General features: G+C 68.7%; 12 protein-coding genes. 5 read left to right on the top strand and 7 right to left on the bottom strand.

What is annotated here, in order from left to right; translation table 11 throughout:
* A complete protein-coding gene (locus KUA19_RS34320) occupies positions 1-1182 on the top strand; it encodes a VOC family protein (RefSeq protein ID WP_254550546.1) in 1182 nt (393 codons plus the stop codon).
* 427 nt (positions 1183-1609) lie between these two features.
* On the opposite strand, the gene KUA19_RS34315 is transcribed toward KUA19_RS34320, so the two are convergent.
* The 5 genes from KUA19_RS34315 to KUA19_RS34295 all read right to left on the bottom strand — a co-directional run bounded on the left by KUA19_RS34315 (position 1610) and on the right by KUA19_RS34295 (position 6773).
* Positions 1610-2668, bottom strand: a complete 1059-nt coding sequence (locus tag KUA19_RS34315; protein ID WP_217402912.1) for a beta-ketoacyl-ACP synthase III — start codon at positions 2666-2668, stop codon at positions 1610-1612.
* 239 nt (positions 2669-2907) lie between these two features.
* Positions 2908-3414, bottom strand: a complete 507-nt coding sequence (locus tag KUA19_RS45100) for a bifunctional DNA primase/polymerase (protein WP_372451945.1) — start codon at positions 3412-3414, stop codon at positions 2908-2910.
* Positions 3415-3595: 181 nt separating this feature from the next.
* Positions 3596-4627, bottom strand: a complete 1032-nt coding sequence (gene gnd, locus KUA19_RS34305; RefSeq protein ID WP_254550545.1) for a phosphogluconate dehydrogenase (NAD(+)-dependent, decarboxylating) — start codon at positions 4625-4627, stop codon at positions 3596-3598.
* Positions 4628-4636: 9 nt separating this feature from the next.
* On the bottom strand, positions 4637-6268 hold the full coding sequence (gene pgi / locus KUA19_RS34300; RefSeq protein ID WP_217402909.1) for a glucose-6-phosphate isomerase: 1632 nt from the start codon (positions 6266-6268) through the stop codon (positions 4637-4639).
* A gap of 139 nt (positions 6269-6407) precedes the next feature.
* Positions 6408-6773 carry a ferredoxin gene (locus KUA19_RS34295; RefSeq protein ID WP_217402908.1) on the bottom strand — a complete coding sequence of 122 codons (366 nt, stop codon included), beginning with the start codon at positions 6771-6773 and terminating at the stop codon, positions 6408-6410.
* A gap of 566 nt (positions 6774-7339) precedes the next feature.
* Here KUA19_RS34295 and KUA19_RS34290 point away from each other — a divergent pair.
* Entirely contained in the window at positions 7340-8893 is a 1554-nt protein-coding gene (locus KUA19_RS34290) for an MFS transporter (RefSeq protein ID WP_217402906.1), read from the top strand.
* Between the two features lie 188 nt (positions 8894-9081).
* Here KUA19_RS34290 and KUA19_RS34285 read toward each other — a convergent pair whose 3' ends face one another.
* Together KUA19_RS34285 and KUA19_RS34280 are read right to left on the bottom strand one after the other, a co-directional pair.
* Positions 9082-9342, bottom strand: a complete 261-nt coding sequence (locus tag KUA19_RS34285) for a hypothetical protein (protein ID WP_217402904.1) — start codon at positions 9340-9342, stop codon at positions 9082-9084.
* 345 nt (positions 9343-9687) lie between these two features.
* On the bottom strand, positions 9688-10917 hold the full coding sequence (locus KUA19_RS34280) for a phospholipase D-like domain-containing protein (RefSeq protein WP_217402901.1): 1230 nt from the start codon (positions 10915-10917) through the stop codon (positions 9688-9690).
* 549 nt (positions 10918-11466) lie between these two features.
* Between KUA19_RS34280 and KUA19_RS34275 the strand changes: the two genes are divergently transcribed.
* From KUA19_RS34275 to KUA19_RS34265, 3 genes are all read left to right on the top strand, one after another.
* Positions 11467-12498: a hypothetical protein gene (locus KUA19_RS34275; protein WP_217402899.1), complete on the top strand. Its 1032-nt coding sequence runs from the start codon at positions 11467-11469 to the stop codon at positions 12496-12498.
* 266 nt (positions 12499-12764) lie between these two features.
* Positions 12765-13766: a LacI family DNA-binding transcriptional regulator gene (locus tag KUA19_RS34270; RefSeq protein ID WP_217402897.1), complete on the top strand. Its 1002-nt coding sequence runs from the start codon at positions 12765-12767 to the stop codon at positions 13764-13766.
* 118 nt (positions 13767-13884) lie between these two features.
* The gene (locus KUA19_RS34265) at positions 13885-16065 is read left to right on the top strand and encodes a carbohydrate-binding protein (protein ID WP_217402896.1); all 2181 of its coding nucleotides are present in this window, start codon (positions 13885-13887) and stop codon (positions 16063-16065) included.
* Positions 16066-16136 lie beyond the last annotated feature (71 nt).

The raw sequence follows: 16136 nt of genomic DNA, 5'->3' as shown, positions 1-16136 counted from the left end.
ATGACAGAGATCGGAACGGATTGGCGGGTGATCGATGGCGTTGCTACGGCATGGTTCGACGCGCCTTCGCTGATCGAGGGGGCTGCGCTGGCCGAGCGCATCGTGGAGCTGTCGGCCGAGATCGTGGTCGACCTGCGCGCGACAGGCATGCGGGTGCGCCTCGACTCAGACGAGCACGCCGAGGCGGTGTCGGCGGCCGCGCGGGATCTCGGGCTGGCCGCGAACCCCGCCGTGCTGCAGCACCTGAGCGTCGTGTTCGAATCCCCGAACCCGTCTGTGGTGAGGCGGTTCTGGCAGCGCGCGCTCGACTACGCACCTGGGGAGGGCGGCGGTTTGGCGGATCCGTTGCGGCGCGACCCCGCGATACGGATCCGGCAGTCGACCGAGCCACGGCCGTTGCGAAACCGCATCCACCTCGACGTGGTGCGGCCGGCCGCGGCGGTCGAGCAGGCGAGTCTTGGTGAGGCATCGGGACGGTTCGGGGTCTGTCACACCGACCCCGACGGCAACGAGGTCGACCTGGTGCCGGGCGCGGCGCTCGGCGAGAGGATCGGGACGGCCGACTGGCAGGCGGTGTTCAGCGCGATGGCGTGCTACCGCGTCACCTCGCCGACCCAGCAGCGTGACCTGGCCACCGCAGCGGCGACGCTGGCCGACGACGCGGGCTTCCCGCTGCTGGTCGACCTGCGCCCCGGGCTCGTGATCATCGACAGCGGCAAGGACCAGTGGGAGGACGACGCCCACGGCCTCGAGCTCGACTTCACCGACCTCGCCGCAAACCTCCAGACCGCTGCCCGCGAACTCGGGGCCACCGCGGATCCGGGGCTGCCGCGCTTCGCTCAGCTCTTCCTCGACGCCGCCGACGTCGCCGCGGTCCGCGCGTTCTGGGTCGCCGCACTCGGATACACCCACGATCGGCGAGCCGGGGTCAGCGACATCCACGATCCGCGGCGGCTGAACCCGGTGCTGGTGTTCCAAGAGCTCGACGCTTCGGAGACGGAGCGGCGCCGGCAGCGCAACCGTATCCACTTCCAGCTCGCTGTGCCGTCGGACCTCGCACAGACGCGCCTCGCGGCGACCCTCGCAGCCGGTGGCCGGCTCCTTGACGAGTCGGAGGATCGCTGGCGGGTCGCCGACCCCGAAGGCAACGAAATGGTGATCGTCAGCGGGTGTTTCCCGTGAGGTGGTGCTGCGGGGAGGAGTTGGCGGATGCGGATCCGGTACGGCCCAGCAGGGACTTCGACCCGGTGCTCCGGTCTGGGACTTCCATACAGCCGAAGATGTGCGCCACGCCGCTCGGCACCGCCAGATCCGCCTCCACCACTTGCTCGGCGGTTTCGACCATGGGCGGCTGTTGCAGCCCACTGTCGCGGTTCCGGAGGAATCGGCCGCCGTAGCGCCCAAGGTCAAGCACGAGCCACGACCGGCCCGAACAGCCCTTCGCGCAGCCGGCCAGCAGGTGGTCGAGCAGGACCGCGACGTGCGGTTCGTTGCGCGGCCTGGGGGTGGTCCAGGGCGTCGTCAGAGACTGCCGTCGCGCAGCTCAGACGATGAACATCAGTCATGAAGATCAGTGCTTGAGAATCGACCCGCTGGTGAAAGACGGAGGCTAGGGCAGCGTCACGACTTGTGCGGCGTATGAAAGACCCGCGCCGAAGCCTATGAGCAACGCTGTCCCGCCTCGGCGGGCTTCGCCGGTGCGTCGCATGCGCTCCATCGCCAGTGGAATCGACGCGGCCGATGTGTTGCCCGCCTCAGCGATGTCGCGCGCCACCGGCAGATCTGCGGGGAGCTTGAGCGCCTTGACCATGGTGTCGATGATCCGCATGTTGGCCTGGTGCGGGATGAAGGCGTCGAGATCGTCAGCGGTAATGCCTGCGGCCTGCAACGCCCTGTGTGCCACCGGCGCCATTTCGTAGGAGGCCCAACGGAATACTTGCTGCCCGGACATCTGCCAGAAGGGGCGTGGCCCGGTGGGGTCGTCCGCGAACGCCTTCCAGTCGCGGGTTTGGCTGATCACGCCGGATAGGCCACCGTCGGCGCCCCACACGACGGGGCCGATGCCCGGTCGGGGTGCCGGGCCGATCACGACGGCGCCCGCCCCGTCTCCGGGGATGAACGCTGTCGCCCTGTCGTTCTTGTCGATGAGATCGGTCAGCCGTTCCGCGCCGATGACCACGACGTAACCGGCGCTGCCACCAAGGACCATGTCCCGGCCGAGCGCCACCCCGTGGCAGAACCCGGCGCACCCGGCCGAGATGTCGAAAGCCGCGGCGTTGACAGCTCCGAGCTGATGGCCGATCCGTGGGGCGAGCGCTGGTGTCTGTTCGAGATGTGACACAGTCGCCATGATCACGCAACCGACGTCAGATGCGGCGATCCCGGCGTCGGCCAGTGCCGCGGACGCAGCCTGGACGGACATGGCCGCCAGTGTCTCGTCAGGTTCGGCCCAGCGACGTTCCGTGATCCCGGACCGTGTCCTGATCCACTCGTCGGACGAGTCGAGCCAGGTGCAGAGTTCCTCGTTCGTGATGACGCGGCGCGGTCGGTACACCCCGAGGCCGAGGATCTGAGCGTGTGGCGCCTGGCTCGCGACGGTGACGTCGCGTCCGGTCAGCCCTGGCACCCACCCGGTCGGGGTGGTCTCCGGGGGTGTCTGTGCTGGCATTGTTTACGGCTCCTGGCTCGGGACGAGGTTCCCCATGACGGGCGGTTATCGCGGTGGTCTGCGGTGTCTGGCGCGGGTGATCCGGGTGCGGTGACCGACAGAAATACTCAGGCATGACCTCCGAGACCACCAATACGTTACCGAGCGTACCGTTATCCATGGCAGCCAGGGCAAGCCCCGGACGGCAGGAAATCGGCCGAGAGCCCGTCGCTGCACGGCATGACCTCCGTGGCGGTGACTCATCCACAGCGCAGGAGCGTCGTGGGTCCGCCAGTGTAGTGACGCCTCGCCGGACTGAACGATGACGGCGAGGGGGGACCCAGGGCCGGCCTGCGGCGTCGCAGGCGGCTACGAGGCGGTCGTAGGCGTCGGTGCTGGTCATCTGGCCTGCGACCGACCATACGGGCGGCACCGCGGGCGCAGCCGAACAACGTCACGTGTCGGGGACCGTTCGGGGCCGCGTGGATACGGGCGGTCAGGGTGTCCATGAGCCGGTCGGGACGGGAAGCGGCCCCCGCTGCGCGGGATGGGGTCGGCCGGCGGGATGGGCGGGTGCGCGCCGCCGGGCGTCGGCGACACACGCGCTCACCAGTGCGGGGGGGCACCTCCTCCACGCGCGCCCCGAAGTCGGCCCAGCGGTAGGGGCGGCCGGTGTCCGGGTGGCGTGAAGGCGGTGCGACGACCCCGCCGCCGTCTGCCTTACGTCGATGCCGGGGCCGAGCCGGATGCCTGGTCGCCCACGGCATGTCCTCGACGGCCAGCACGGCGAACATGGCCCACAGGGTGTGGGCCATCGCTGACCGTGAAGTGGAAGCTCCCGCGGGCTGCTACGGCTTGGCAGGCCTGCGCGCCGACGAAGGCGGCACCGGTGCGCGACCGCCGCGTCGGGGTCGGCCACTTCTTGAGCTGGCGACGCATCGCCTCCTCTTAGGACCGTTTCTCGGCGTGTCCACCGAACTCGCTACGCATGGCCGAGAGGATCTTGTCTGTGTATTCGCCGAGGCTCCGCGACTCGAAGCGCTCGAACAGCGAGGTGGCGATGACGGTCGCGGGGACGCCCTCGTCGATGGCGGCCAGGACCGTCCAGCGACCTTCCCCGGAGTCGGAGACCCGGCCGGCGAAGCCCTCCAGGTCGGGGGATCGAGCGAAGCCGTCGGCGATGAGGTCGACGAGCCAGGACCCGACCACCGAGCCGCGTCGCCACACCTCGGCGACCTCGCCGACGTCGATGTCGTACTGGTAGGCCTCGGGGTCGCGCAGCGGCGTGGTTTCGGCGTCGACCACCTGCGTCCCCTTGCCGGCGTTGGCGTGCTTGATGATGCTGAGGCCCTCGGCGATGGAGGCCATCATCCCGTACTCGACGCCGTTGTGGACCATCTTCACGAAGTGCCCGGCGCCGTTGGGGCCGCAGTGCAGGTACCCGTCGGGGGCGGTGCCACCGGTCTTGGTCCGGCCTGGGGTGGGCTCAGCGCAACCGGCCCCCGGGGCGATGGTCTTGAAGATGGGGTCGAGGCGCTCCACCACCTCGATCTCGCCGCCGATCATCAGGCAGTAGCCCCGTTCCAGGCCCCACACCCCGCCGCTGGTCCCGCAGTCCAGGTAGTGGATCTGCTTGGCCTGAAGTTGCTTGGCCCGGATGATGTCGTCGCGGTAATAGGAGTTGCCGCCGTCGATGACCGCATCGCCGGGCGCGAGCAGAGGCACCAGTTGCGTCAGGATCGTGTCGACGATCGCGGCCGGCAGCATCAGCCAGACGGCCCTGGGCTGTTCGAGTTTGGCGGCGAAATCCTCCAGCGACGTGGCACCGGTGGCGCCCTCGGCCTCGAGCTGTTTGACCACGTCGGCATCGACGTCGAACACGACGCAACGGTGTCCGTCGCGCACCAGGCGTCGGACCAGGTTGGCGCCCATCCGGCCGAGGCCGATCATGCCCAGCTGCATCGGCTTGTCGGTTGCCATTGCTGTCTCCTAACCCTTGAGCGCCCGGTAGCGGCGGATGAGCGCGTTGGTGGACGAGTCGTGGGCGAGCTGCGGCTCACTGTCGGCCTCGAGTTCGGGAATGATGGCCACCGCCAGGACTTTGCCGAGTTCGACACCCCACTGGTCGAAGCTGTCGATGCCCCAGACGGTGCCCTGGGTGAACACGCTGTGCTCGTAGAGGGCCACCAGGGCGCCCAGGACGTACGGGGTGAGCTTCTCGGCCAGGAGGACGTTGGTGGGTCGATTGCCCTGCATGACCCGGTGGGGGACCACCGCGTCGGGCGTACCCTCCGCCCGCACCTCTTCCTCGGTCTTACCGAAGGCCAGAGCCTGGGCCTGGGCGAACACGTTCGACGACAGGATGTCGTGATGGTCGCGCAGCGGATTGAGGCTCTTCCCGAAGCCGATGAGGTCAACCGGGATCAGCCTGGTGCCCTGGTGGATGAGCTGATAGAAGCTGTGCTGACCGTTGGTGCCCGGTTCTCCCCAATACACCGGACCCGTCTCGTAGTCCACCACCGTGCCGTCCAGTGTCACGTGCTTGCCGTTGGATTCCATGGTCAGCTGCTGGAGATAGGCCGGGAAGCGTTTGAGGTACTGCTCGTAGGGCATGACCCCGATGCTCTGGGCGCCGAAGAAGTCCACGTACCACACGGTGAGCAGGCCCATCAACACCGGCATGTTCTGGGCCAGCGGTGTGGTGCGGAAATGTTCGTCCATGGCGTGGAAGCCGGCCAGCATCTGCGCGAACTGTTCGGGTCCCAGCGCCACCATGGTGGACAGCCCGATCGCCGAGTCCATGGAGTAGCGTCCGCCCACCCAGTCCCAGAACCCGAACATGTTGTCGGTGTCGATTCCGAATGCGGACACCCGCTCGGCGTTGGTCGACACGGCGACGAAATGCTTGGCGATGGCCGACTCGTCGCCACCGAGCTGGTCGAGCACCCAGTTGCGCGCCGAGGTGGCGTTGGTCAGGGTCTCGAGCGTGCCGAACGTCTTGGACGAGACGATGAACAGGGTCTCCTCCGCGGACAGGTCCCGGGTTGCCTCCACGAAGTCGGTCGAGTCCACGTTCGACACGAAGCGAAAGGTGAGATCGCGATCGGTGTAGTGACGCAACGCCTCGTAGGCCATCACCGGACCCAGGTCCGATCCGCCGATGCCGATGTTGACGACATTGCGGATTCGCTTGCCTGTGTGGCCCTTCCAATCGCCGGACCGAACCGCCGACGCGAAGGCGGCCATGCGGTCCAGGACCTCGTGTACCTGTGCCACCACGTCCACGCCGTCCACGGCCAGCGAGGTCCCTTTGGGCATGCGCAACGCCACGTGCAGCACCGACCGGTTCTCGGACACGTTGATGCGCTCACCCGCGAACATCTTGTCCCGGCGCTGCTCCAGATCGGACTGTTCGCCCAGCTGGAGCAGCAGACTCAAGGTTTCGTCGGTGATGCGGTTCTTCGAGTAGTCGAGATACAGGCCGACCGCCTCCGCGGACAGTCGTTCGCCGCGGGTGGGGTCCTGGGCGAAGAGGTCCCGAAGATGGACCCCCCCGATCTTCGAGTGGTGCTCGGCCAGTGCGGCGAACGCCGGGCGGTCTCGCAACGGCAGTGTCGGCATGATCGTCTCCTTTTTCCCGGTCAGGCCACTGCAGCCGTCTGGGATTTGATGCGGTCCATGAGCTCGTTCCAGGTGGCGACGATTGACGCGGGCCCAGTCGCGCTGCTGCCGATTCCCGTGCCCAAGGTGATGGCAACGATCACGCCCGCCGCTTCTCGGCCGGCGCCAAAGCGGACTTCGGCCAATCCGGCTGCCGCGGCCGCCCGGCCGCCTTCGATCCGGCGAGTGACCCGCCGACGATCACGATGCCGTCTTGGCGGAATCGGTCGCCCTCGGTCGCCACGATCGTCGCTGCCGGTGGCGGTGTCGGCAGATCGGCCACGTCCACCTGCGGGGCCTGCACCGGCCATGCCGCGGCCGCCGGTAGGACCCTCTCCCGCAGTTCGTCAGGTGGCGACGGGTCGAACATCAGCGCCTCGCTGCCGACCATCCGGAACGCCTCCGGGGCGGGGAGAGCGCACTGCACGTACCCCTCATACTTGGTCAGGTCCACCACCACACGCATAACTCTCAGTCTAGATTTCTACCTACCGAATCGGTATAAAACATGACCTAGGCCGGTGTGGCGCTCAGGTTGCCTGTCGATCAAGCCGTGGCGCCGCGGGTACCCACGCAGACTCGAATTCGTGATGGTCGACCCCGCAAATGTGAGTCGACGGCGCCCGCCGACCTGGCCGCCTGATAGCCCGCCGATGGCGACCGGAGCCCCGGACACCGCCGCCTGCCGTTGCGGAACGGCTGGCGCGGCGGTGTTACCTCCTGCATTCCGCACAGACCGTGACACCGCGAGTCGCTCGCCTCCCGCCACGACCTGCTGCTCCAGGTGCACGCCAACGTCGCCGCCCAGGCCGAGCAGCGGGTGCGGGTCGCCGGGAGCATCAAGCAGCCACCCGCAGGCGGCACCGATTGAGGCTGCGGCGCCTAGCTGCTGGCCCGGCGTGCGTTCTCGTGCCGTTCCCACGGCATCGCTGGGTCGCGCAGTCCAGGGTGTGTAAAGATTGCACCATATCCGGCATCCGGCGCAGATTAGGACGGAGGAGCGTCGAATTGGCCATATCACCGCAAAAGCAAGTGTCGGCACCGGCTCGCCAAGGGCTGGTGCTGGCGGCGCTGATCCTGGTCGCGGCGGTGGCCAACCTCAACCTGTCGGTCGCCAACGTCGCGCTGCCCGACATCGGCCGGGCGTTCGACTCCTCGCAGACTGCCCTCAACCTCGTCGCGGTCGCGTACTCGCTGGGCCTGGCCTGCTCGGTGATCTACCTGGGCGCACTCGGCGACCGCTACGGCCGCAAGATGATGCTGGTCCTGGGCATCCTGCTGTCCGTGCCGGCGTGCCTGCTCGCCGCGTACGCGCCGTCGGACACGGTCCTGGTCGTGGCCCGGTTCGTCGGCGGCCTGTCGGCGGGTATGGCCTACCCTACGACGCTCGCGCTGATCGCGGCGCTGTGGTCCGGTCCGGCCCGTACCCGCTCGATCGCGCTGTGGTCGGCGACCGGTGGCGCGATCGCCTCGCTGGGCCCGCTGGCCGCGGGCATCATGCTGGAGCGCTTCTGGTGGGGTTCGGTCTTCCTGATCACGCTGCCGCTGGCCGCGGTCGCCCTGATCATGGCCGTCATGCTGATTCCGGCGCACGTGAACGAGACGACCGAACCGGTCGACAACCTCGGCGGCGTCCTGTCCATCGTGCTCGTCGGCTCGGCGATCCTCGCGATCAACTTCGCACCGGTGCCCGACGCCGGCACTCTCGTCGTGAGCCTGTCGGTGCTCGCCGTGGCCGCAGTCGTCGCGTTCGTGCTGCGCGAGCGTCGCGCCGTGAACCCGCTCTACGACCTGCGCATCGCCTCGCGCCGCGTGTTCTGGGTCGCGGCCTGCGCCGGCATCATCGTCTTCGGGTCGCTGATGGGCGCGATGTTCATCGGCCAGCAGTTCCTGCAGAACGTGCTCGGCTACTCCACCGTCGAGGCCGGTCTGGCGATCCTGCCCGCGGCCATGCTCATGGTGCTCGCCGCACCCCGCTCGGCGAAGCTGGTGGAGTCGCACGGGGCCCGGTTCACCCTGCTGACCGGGTATGTCTTCGTCATGCTGGGCTTCCTGACGATGCTGCTGCTGTGGCAGGAGGGCGTCGGCTACTGGAAGGTCGGCCTCGGCTACGCCTTCATCGGCGCCGGCGTCGGGTTCGCGGGCACGCCCGCCTCCCACTCGCTGACCGGCTCGGTCCCGGTGACCCGCGCCGGCATGGCCTCCGGCACGGCCGACCTGCAGCGCGACCTCGGCGGCGCGGTGATGCAGTCGATCTTCGGGGCGCTGCTGACCGCCGGATACGCCACAGCCGCGGCCGCCGCGATCGGCGCTGCCCCGCCCAGCTCCGCGATCACCAGCAACGTGCAGACACAGCTCACGAAGTCGTTCTCCAGCGCCGCCACCACCGCCGAGCAGTACCCGCAGTACTCCCAGCAGATCATCGCCGGCGCCAAGGCGGCGTTCCTGCAGGGCGACCAGTGGGCCTACCTGGCCGGCATCATCGCGGTCCTGATCGGCGCCGCCCTCGTGTTCATCTTCTTCCCGAAGGCCGCCGAAGAGCGCCGCCTGCTCGACGAATACGCGGCCCACGATTCGGCCGGATAGCCGTCCTCGCCCTCGCCGTCACCGGCCAGCCCCACAGAACGGTCCGCCGCAAACGTCGACGGCACGAAGCGCCTGCGAGGGCCTGACCGGCCACGGATCCGGCGGGAGACGCTGCGCGCAACGGGACGCGCAGCTGTCCCACCGAGAATGCGAGCAGGAGATGCTCATCGACCTGGGGGTCGGCGAGGTCAGAACGGGGGCTGGTCTTCGCCCATCAGGGCAAGAATGGTGCTTTTCGAGCCGCCTTTGACACCCTGGACGACCACCTTGCCGGAACGGCCGTCCGGCATTTCGAGCGTCAGAGTCTTGCCGACCGGGTTCTTGATGCCGGTCGCAGTGGTAGCGAGCCGGAAATCTCCCGCCCACGGCGGAATGCCACCTTTGCGCCCAGGCTCACTGAAAAGGGCGGCGGTGCCGGACGTTCTCGTGCCGTCTGCGGACAGCAGCACTGCGGGACTTCGATAAGTAGCCATGTAGCACCCATCTTATACGACGACCGGCCGACCAGGCTCACCCAAGACGGTACGAGCCCGCCGGGTGGCGGCTGGTCGACGAAGCGGCGCCCGGTCCCTACCCGGCACGCGTCACCAGGGTGCGCCGAACCGGGCGGCACGTGCCGCGACGGTGCGGGCGGTGATCAGCTTGTGGATCACGGTATGAGACGCATGGATGAAGTAGTTGACCGCAGCGACCTACCCGATGACATAGGCGCGCCCATCAAGCAGCGTCAGCCGGCGCTGGGCCGGCGAAATGACGTTGGGCGGCCCGGACGGGTCGCCCGACGGCGGAGTGCCTCAACGGCAGGGGTAGTTGCTCTTCGTGCAGGTGACGCCAGTGTTGTAGGCCTCGTTGAAGTGCGTGTAGTACGCGTCGTAGAGCGGGTGGGCACTACCGCTCTCCGGGCCCATCTTGACGAAGATCTCGTCGTTCTCGCTGAGCGCGTCCTGGGTCCAGTTCTGCGAGCCGGTGTAGACGCGGTACTGGTACGTGCCTCCGTAGCTGCCGTACGCGAGGAAGAACTTGTTGTGGATGTTGTCCTTGCGCCGGATGGAGACCCCGGCGGTGAGCAGGTCGTTGTAGACCGACTGGGTCATGGCGACGCCGCCGGCGGAGTCGGTTCCGATAGCCATCCAGACGGCGCAGCCCCCGGCCCGGTACGCCTTCACGACGTCGACGACCTTGGGCCGGCCGCTGGTGACCGAGGCCATGCCGACGCGCAACCGGCAGTTGCTGTTCGGGGTCAGGTCGTTGAGCCGGGTCGCGATCGTGTCGGTCTGGCCCTCCCCTTCGGGCGAGGCATACACGTCCGCGGCGGTGGCCTGGTAGTAGCCGCGGCCGGAGGCGGAATCGTAGTAGTCGTCGCCGGAGTAGTGGCGGCGGTTCCACAGGTCGGAGAAGTTGGCGTTCAGCCCGTTCATCAGCGCGGCGTCACCGTACACGGTGATGGTGTTGTTGAAGGCGTCGGTGCCGGTGGCGTAGGTGAGGTTCGCCGAACCGAACCACGAGACGCTGCTGCGCGCGACACCGGCCGGGTCCGTGGTGGCGGTGAAGGTGAACATCTTGGTGTGCATGTCGCCGTCGGCGCTGGTGCTGATGCATCCGGTGCCGCCGTTGGTGTTCGTGCAGAACTTGTGGTTGGTGAGCTTCTTGATCGTGGTGACGGCAGGATCGGTCGAGGGCGCGTTCTTGCCGTCGATGACGACCATCACCGTCACTCCGCGGGTCTGCGCCCGAAGTAGCGCGTCGGCGACCGAGTCGATGCTCAGGGAGTGGATCGTGCCCTTGATGGTGGACCCGGCCGGGGCGCCGTCGACGAGCCGCTGCAACTCGTTGATGATCGTGTAGTCGCGCCCCGCGGTCGGGTTGGCGAAGTGAGCCCACACCGGGTAGCCCCCGATGGTGGCGGACGCGCTGTGCACTGCGGCCGCGGCCGGTGTCGCGACGAGCAGGGTGGTGGCCACGGCGACCGTCGCCACCACGGCCACTGACCGGCGGACTCGACCCAGAGGCGAGAAAATCTTCATGAGGGTCGATGTTGTGAAAGAAAGCTTCGCCTGTCAATCCCTGCCGGTGTGTTCGGCCGACCGTCTTCCGCGACCACGTTCCACCGGCGCTGTCGGTGCCCGTTCTGCCGGTGTGGTCGAAAGATCGCCCTGTAGCCGGCATTCCGAGCGACGTGTGATCGGATCGGACACGATCCCCATGGTTCCGCTACGCGCTGCTCGCCCCCGAATTGCTGGGGCCGTAACCACAGGCGGGGGAGTGGAGCGAGCCGGCACCACCACCCGAGGAAGCCGTGTTCTGCTCCGAAGGGTTCTCGGGGTCGCTGTGCGAATTCCGGCGGTCGCCCGGGACGTGTCCTGCGACCAGGTTCTCGGCGAATTGGGAATACTTCGATCCCCTGAGCGGGACGATCCGGGGAAGCCGCCGCACCCAGCACTCGGTCCGGAGCTCGAGGCGCGGCTCCTGTGACAGTGACCCGCGTCTGTGCTTGGTGCACGGCATTGGGCGCGCTCCGATTCCGCTCGGGGCCAAGGTCGATGACCGGACAGCGGAGGACGTACGCTGCCGCCATGTCGGATGATGATCTCGCGGTGTGGCTCGGCGATGTGATGGATGGTTCCGTCGCGGTGCCGTCGCGAGCCAAGCTGGAATCGCTCAGCCACCATCACGACCCCTACGTGGCCGGCATGGCGATCGTGCTCCTCGGGAGCGGCGGACCGAACCCGCAGGCGGCTTCGACGCTCCTGGCCAGGGCGGACCACGAGCAGGTCCCTGCGCTGAGTGTCGCGCTCTACGTCAGCGGGGCCCGGATGGACCCGACCGCCGCGCCGGTGTGGATCGCGCGGTTGCTTGATCCCGGCGCGCCCGCCGTGGCTCGTGTCGCAGCCGTTGCCGCCGCGTGCGAGATCGGATTGAACCCGACACCGGCCATGGCCGGTGCACTGGCCGAGGCATGGCACCCCGAGCTGCGCGACAGCCAGGTGGAGGTATGCGGATTGCGTGCGCTCGTCCGCTACCTCAGCCGGGCCGTGTCGGTCGACGACGTGCTGCTGGCCCATGCCGGCAGCGCATCCGACATCGACCGGTTGGATGTTGCCCGCATCCTCGCCGAGCGGGTGCGCGAGGGACTGCCTGATGCCTTGGTGGCACTGCTACTGCGCTACCTGGACGACCCCGACAAATGGATCAAGCAGGTCGCGTACCAGGCAGTTGCGACAGACCCGGTCCTGGCCCGGCGGCACGCCGACCGGCTCGCCGCAGACCTGGCCGCGGGCCACCCCGCGCGGGACTCGCTGCTGGAGACGCTGATCAAGATCGGCGATCCTCGGTGGCGCTCCTACTCGCTGCCCGCGCTCCAGCAGAACTGGCACACGCCGTCGCTGGCATCGGCACTGGCCGCCCAACCGCGCGATGAGCAGCTTGCCGCCGCCGCCCGGACGACCGCGCTCCGGCTGGCGAGCGGACCGAAGCTTGCCGAGACCAGCCCGAAGGAGTGGGCACACCGGATGCGTCACCTGCGGCGCCTGTTTGACCTGCTTGACGCCTGGGGCGAGCCGATTTCGGAGCGCGACATGGTCCTCCCCGAGCGGCAGGCGCGGTAAGACACCCGGCGCGTGACCGCATACGTTCGCTGGGTTCCGGATCGGTGACTCGGTTGCGGGTTGTGCGATGGGCGCTGCAGCCGCACAGGCGAGTGCCGATACGGCGGTGGGTTTTACTCTGCCCGGAGTGGGGTTCACCGGCGGAGGGTTGGACTCGGTCGGTGCTGCCGATCATGTCTCGTTGACCTCCCGTATGGTCGGGATCAGGATGGCGGGGAGCCGAATTTCGGGCGGATGCTGCCGCTGGGCGGCGGCGGGGGGATGACGTGGCGGCGAGTATCAGGGATGTGGCGGCTGCGGCCGGGGTGTCCTACCAGACGGTGTCGCGGGTGCTCAACGATTCGCCGAAGGTCCGGGAAGAAACCCGCCGCCAGGTTTTGGAGGCCATGGAGCAGCTGGGGTTCCGGCCCAACCGGGCCGCGCGGGCGCTGGGGCTGGGCCGGGCCCGGGCGGTGACGGTGGTGACGTCCAACACGACCCTGTTCGGGTACGCGACGACGCTGCAGGGCATCGAGGAGGCGGCCCGCGAGCAGGGCCTGACCGTGTCCGTCCGGGTGATCGAGTCGGCGGCCGACGCGCACGTCCGCCAGGCCGTGGAGTACGTCAGCGACCCCAGTGCCGGTGGGGTGGTGGTGGTGGCCTTCGACGCCGAGGGCGTGGAGGTGCTGCGGCGGCTGCCCGAGGAGGTGCCGGCCGTGGCGGCGATCGAGCCGGGGGTGCTACCCGACTCGACCCGGACGATGATCTGCCTCGACGAGCGGCTGGCCGCGGCGGACGCGACGCGTCACCTGCTGGGGTTGGGGCATCGTACGGTGCACCACGTGGCGATCCCGTCGGAGTCGGGCACCCGGGGGCGTGAGGCGGGCTGGCGGCAGGCGCTGGCTGATGCGGGTGCGGAGGTGCCGGAGGTGGTGCCGGCGGGGTGGGATGCGCCGTCGGCGTACGTGGCGGGCCGGGCACTGGCCGCCGATCCGGCGGTGACCGCGATCCTGTGCGGCAACGACGACACGGCGCTCGCGGTGCGCCGCGCGCTCTACGACGAGGGCCGGGATGTGCCTGGTGACGTGAGCCTGGTCGGTTTCGACGACGTGCCGGGATCGGCGTACTGGACGCCGGCGCTGACGACGGTGCGGATGGACTTCGCGGGGCTGGGCCGGGTGTGCCTGGCCGCGCTGACGGCGGAGCTGGCGGGGGAGCCGGTGTCGTCGTTGCCGCTGGCGGCGCCGCATCTGGTGGTGCGGGAGTCGACCGCGCCGCCGCGTACCTAGGACATCTGCCGGTAACAACTGGGTAACAGGGACTTCCCACCCCCACGTGTGACCGGTCACACTGGCAGCGCCATGTGACCGGTCACACGGTTGGGTTCTCTCGAGGAGGTTCCGCCCCATGAGTTCCACCCGCTCCATCCGGACCAGACGGCGTGCACAGTCGGCGCTGGTCGCGCTGGCCGTCGCCGCAGGCGTGTTCGCCGCCGCCCCCAGCGCGCACGCCGCATCGCAGTTCACCGTCGACCTGTCGGTCAACACCGGGGCGCTGCGCTACGGCGCGACCGGCTTCCTCTACGGCCTGGGCGACGAGGGCATCCCGAACCAGGTGATGCTGTCGACCCTGAAGCCGAGGGTCACCGCGCAGAAGGCCCCCGACGGGCTGCAGCACCCCAACGGCGACGCGCTGAAGATCGCTCCGATGTGGAAGCGCGTCGGCGGCGGCGACATCCAGATCTACATGCAGGACATCTACCAGCAGTGGCCGTACGAGAACCTGGGCATCAACGACTACCTGGCCAAGGTCGACACCATGGTGCGCAAGGTTGTCGCCGACCCCAACCGCAGCTCCTACGTGTACGTGCCGTTCAACGAGCCCGACGGCATCTGGTACCAGAACAACGTCAACGGCCTGGCCGCCGACTGGAAGCTGGTCTACGACAAGATCCGCTCGATCGACGCGACAGCCCGCATCGCCGGCCCGAACTTCGCCTCCTACCGGGCCGCCGACATGCGCACCTTCATGACGCTGGCCAAGAACAACAACGCGCTGCCGCACGTCACCACCTGGCACGAGTTGGGCAACGACTTCTTCACCAGCTGGGACGCCCACCTGGCCGACTACCGCGACATCGAGTCGGACCTGGCCATCAGCCAGCGCCCGGTCAGCATCAACGAGTACGCCCGCTCCTCCGGCGACCTGGGCGTGCCCGGCAATCTGGTCCAGTACGTGGCCCGCTTCGAGAACAGCAAGGTCGACGGCTGCCTGGCGTACTGGACCACGGCCGGCGGGCTCAACGACCTGGTCACCCGCAACAGTCAGGCGACCGGCGGCTGGTGGCTGTACAAGTGGTACGGCGAGCTGACCGGCAACACCGTCGGGGTCACCCCGCCGTCGCCCAGCAGCTCGCTGCAGGGCCTGGCGGCGCTGGACGCGGCCAAGAAGCAGGCCCGGGTGATCCTCGGCGGCAACAACCCGGCCAGCGGCACCTACGACACGAACGTGGTCGTCAAGGGCTTCGGCGCGGCGTCCTATCTGGGCACCAGTGTGCACGCGATGGTCTTCGGCGTCGACACCACCGGCCTGAACGCCTCGTCGGGGCAGTACCTGGTCACCGAGGGCGACTTCACGGTGTCCGGCGGCCAGATCACCGTCCCGCTGACCGGCCTGAAGGGCACCAGCGCCTACCAGGTGGTCATCACGCCGAACAAGGACACCACCACGGCCGGCTCGACCACCCGCTACGAGGCCGAGTACGCCGCGCTGTCCGGATCGGCGCAGGTCGCCTACGGCACCAACACCGGCTACTCGGGCACCTACTTCACCGAGGGCTACGGCGCCAGCAGCAACGCGAGCACGAAGTTCGTGGTGACCGCCGCCACCGACGGCTACTACAACGTCGGGCTGCGGTACTCGGCCGGGCCGCTGACCGGGGCTCCGGCCAACCGGTCGATCCGGCTGCGGCTCAACGGCGTCGACCTGGCCACCCCGGCGCTGCCGGGCACCGCGAACTGGAACACCTGGAACACGGTCACCACCAAGGTGTTCCTGACCGCGGGCATCAACCAGATCGAGGTCAACGCCTACACCGGCGACGACGCCGACGCCATCAACGTCGACTACCTCGACGTCGTGGCGACCACCGGCACGATCACGGCCTACCAGGCCGAGTCCTCGGCCAACACCCGCTCGGGCACGGCGGCCGTCGGGTCGAACACCGCGGCCTCCGGCGGGCAGTACGTCGGGTTCGTGGGCAACGGCGCGGGCAACACGCTGCGGTTCAACAACGTCACCGTGTCGGCCGCGGGCCGCTACCGGATGGTCGTCACCTACGCCAACGGCGAGTTGGGCGCGGGCGCCACCAACTACAACAGCAACATCGTCGACCGGTACGCCGACATCAGCGTCAACGGTGCCGCGGCCAAGCGCTCGTACTTCCGCAACACGCTGGGCTGGTCGAACTTCCGCACCACGGTCGTCGACGTCGACCTGGCGGCCGGCGCCAACACCATCACCTTCGCCAACGCCGCCGCGTACGCCCCGGACCTGGACCTGATCCAGATCGCGGCCCCGGTCGGCTGAACGCCCCCCGGCCGGTCCCGTGCGGTGCGGGACCGGCCGGGCCCCGCGATGAGCAACCTCCATCACCTGCA

This window comes from Catellatospora tritici (assembly GCF_019083965.1).
GTDB lineage: Bacteria > Actinomycetota > Actinomycetes > Mycobacteriales > Micromonosporaceae > Catellatospora > Catellatospora tritici.
Note: the sequence above shows the minus strand (reverse complement) of the source record. Positions and strands in the feature narration are given on the sequence as shown.

Bases quoted from the DNA above. Each gene is read 5' to 3' on its own strand.
- KUA19_RS34280 (WP_217402901.1), bottom strand. From the start codon at position 10,917: ATGAAGATTTTCTCGCCTCTGGGTCGAGTCCGCCGGTCAGTGGCCGTG.
- KUA19_RS34265 (WP_217402896.1), top strand. From the start codon at position 13,885: ATGAGTTCCACCCGCTCCATCCGGACCAGACGGCGTGCACAGTCGGCG.
- KUA19_RS34315 (WP_217402912.1), bottom strand. From the start codon at position 2,668: ATGCCAGCACAGACACCCCCGGAGACCACCCCGACCGGGTGGGTGCCA.
- gnd (WP_254550545.1), bottom strand. From the start codon at position 4,627: ATGGCAACCGACAAGCCGATGCAGCTGGGCATGATCGGCCTCGGCCGG.
- pgi (WP_217402909.1), bottom strand. From the start codon at position 6,268: ATGCCGACACTGCCGTTGCGAGACCGCCCGGCGTTCGCCGCACTGGCC.
- KUA19_RS34320 (WP_254550546.1), top strand. From the start codon at position 1: ATGACAGAGATCGGAACGGATTGGCGGGTGATCGATGGCGTTGCTACG.
- KUA19_RS45100 (WP_372451945.1), bottom strand. From the start codon at position 3,414: ATGCCGTGGGCGACCAGGCATCCGGCTCGGCCCCGGCATCGACGTAAG.
- KUA19_RS34295 (WP_217402908.1), bottom strand. From the start codon at position 6,773: ATGCGTGTGGTGGTGGACCTGACCAAGTATGAGGGGTACGTGCAGTGC.
- KUA19_RS34275 (WP_217402899.1), top strand. From the start codon at position 11,467: ATGTCGGATGATGATCTCGCGGTGTGGCTCGGCGATGTGATGGATGGT.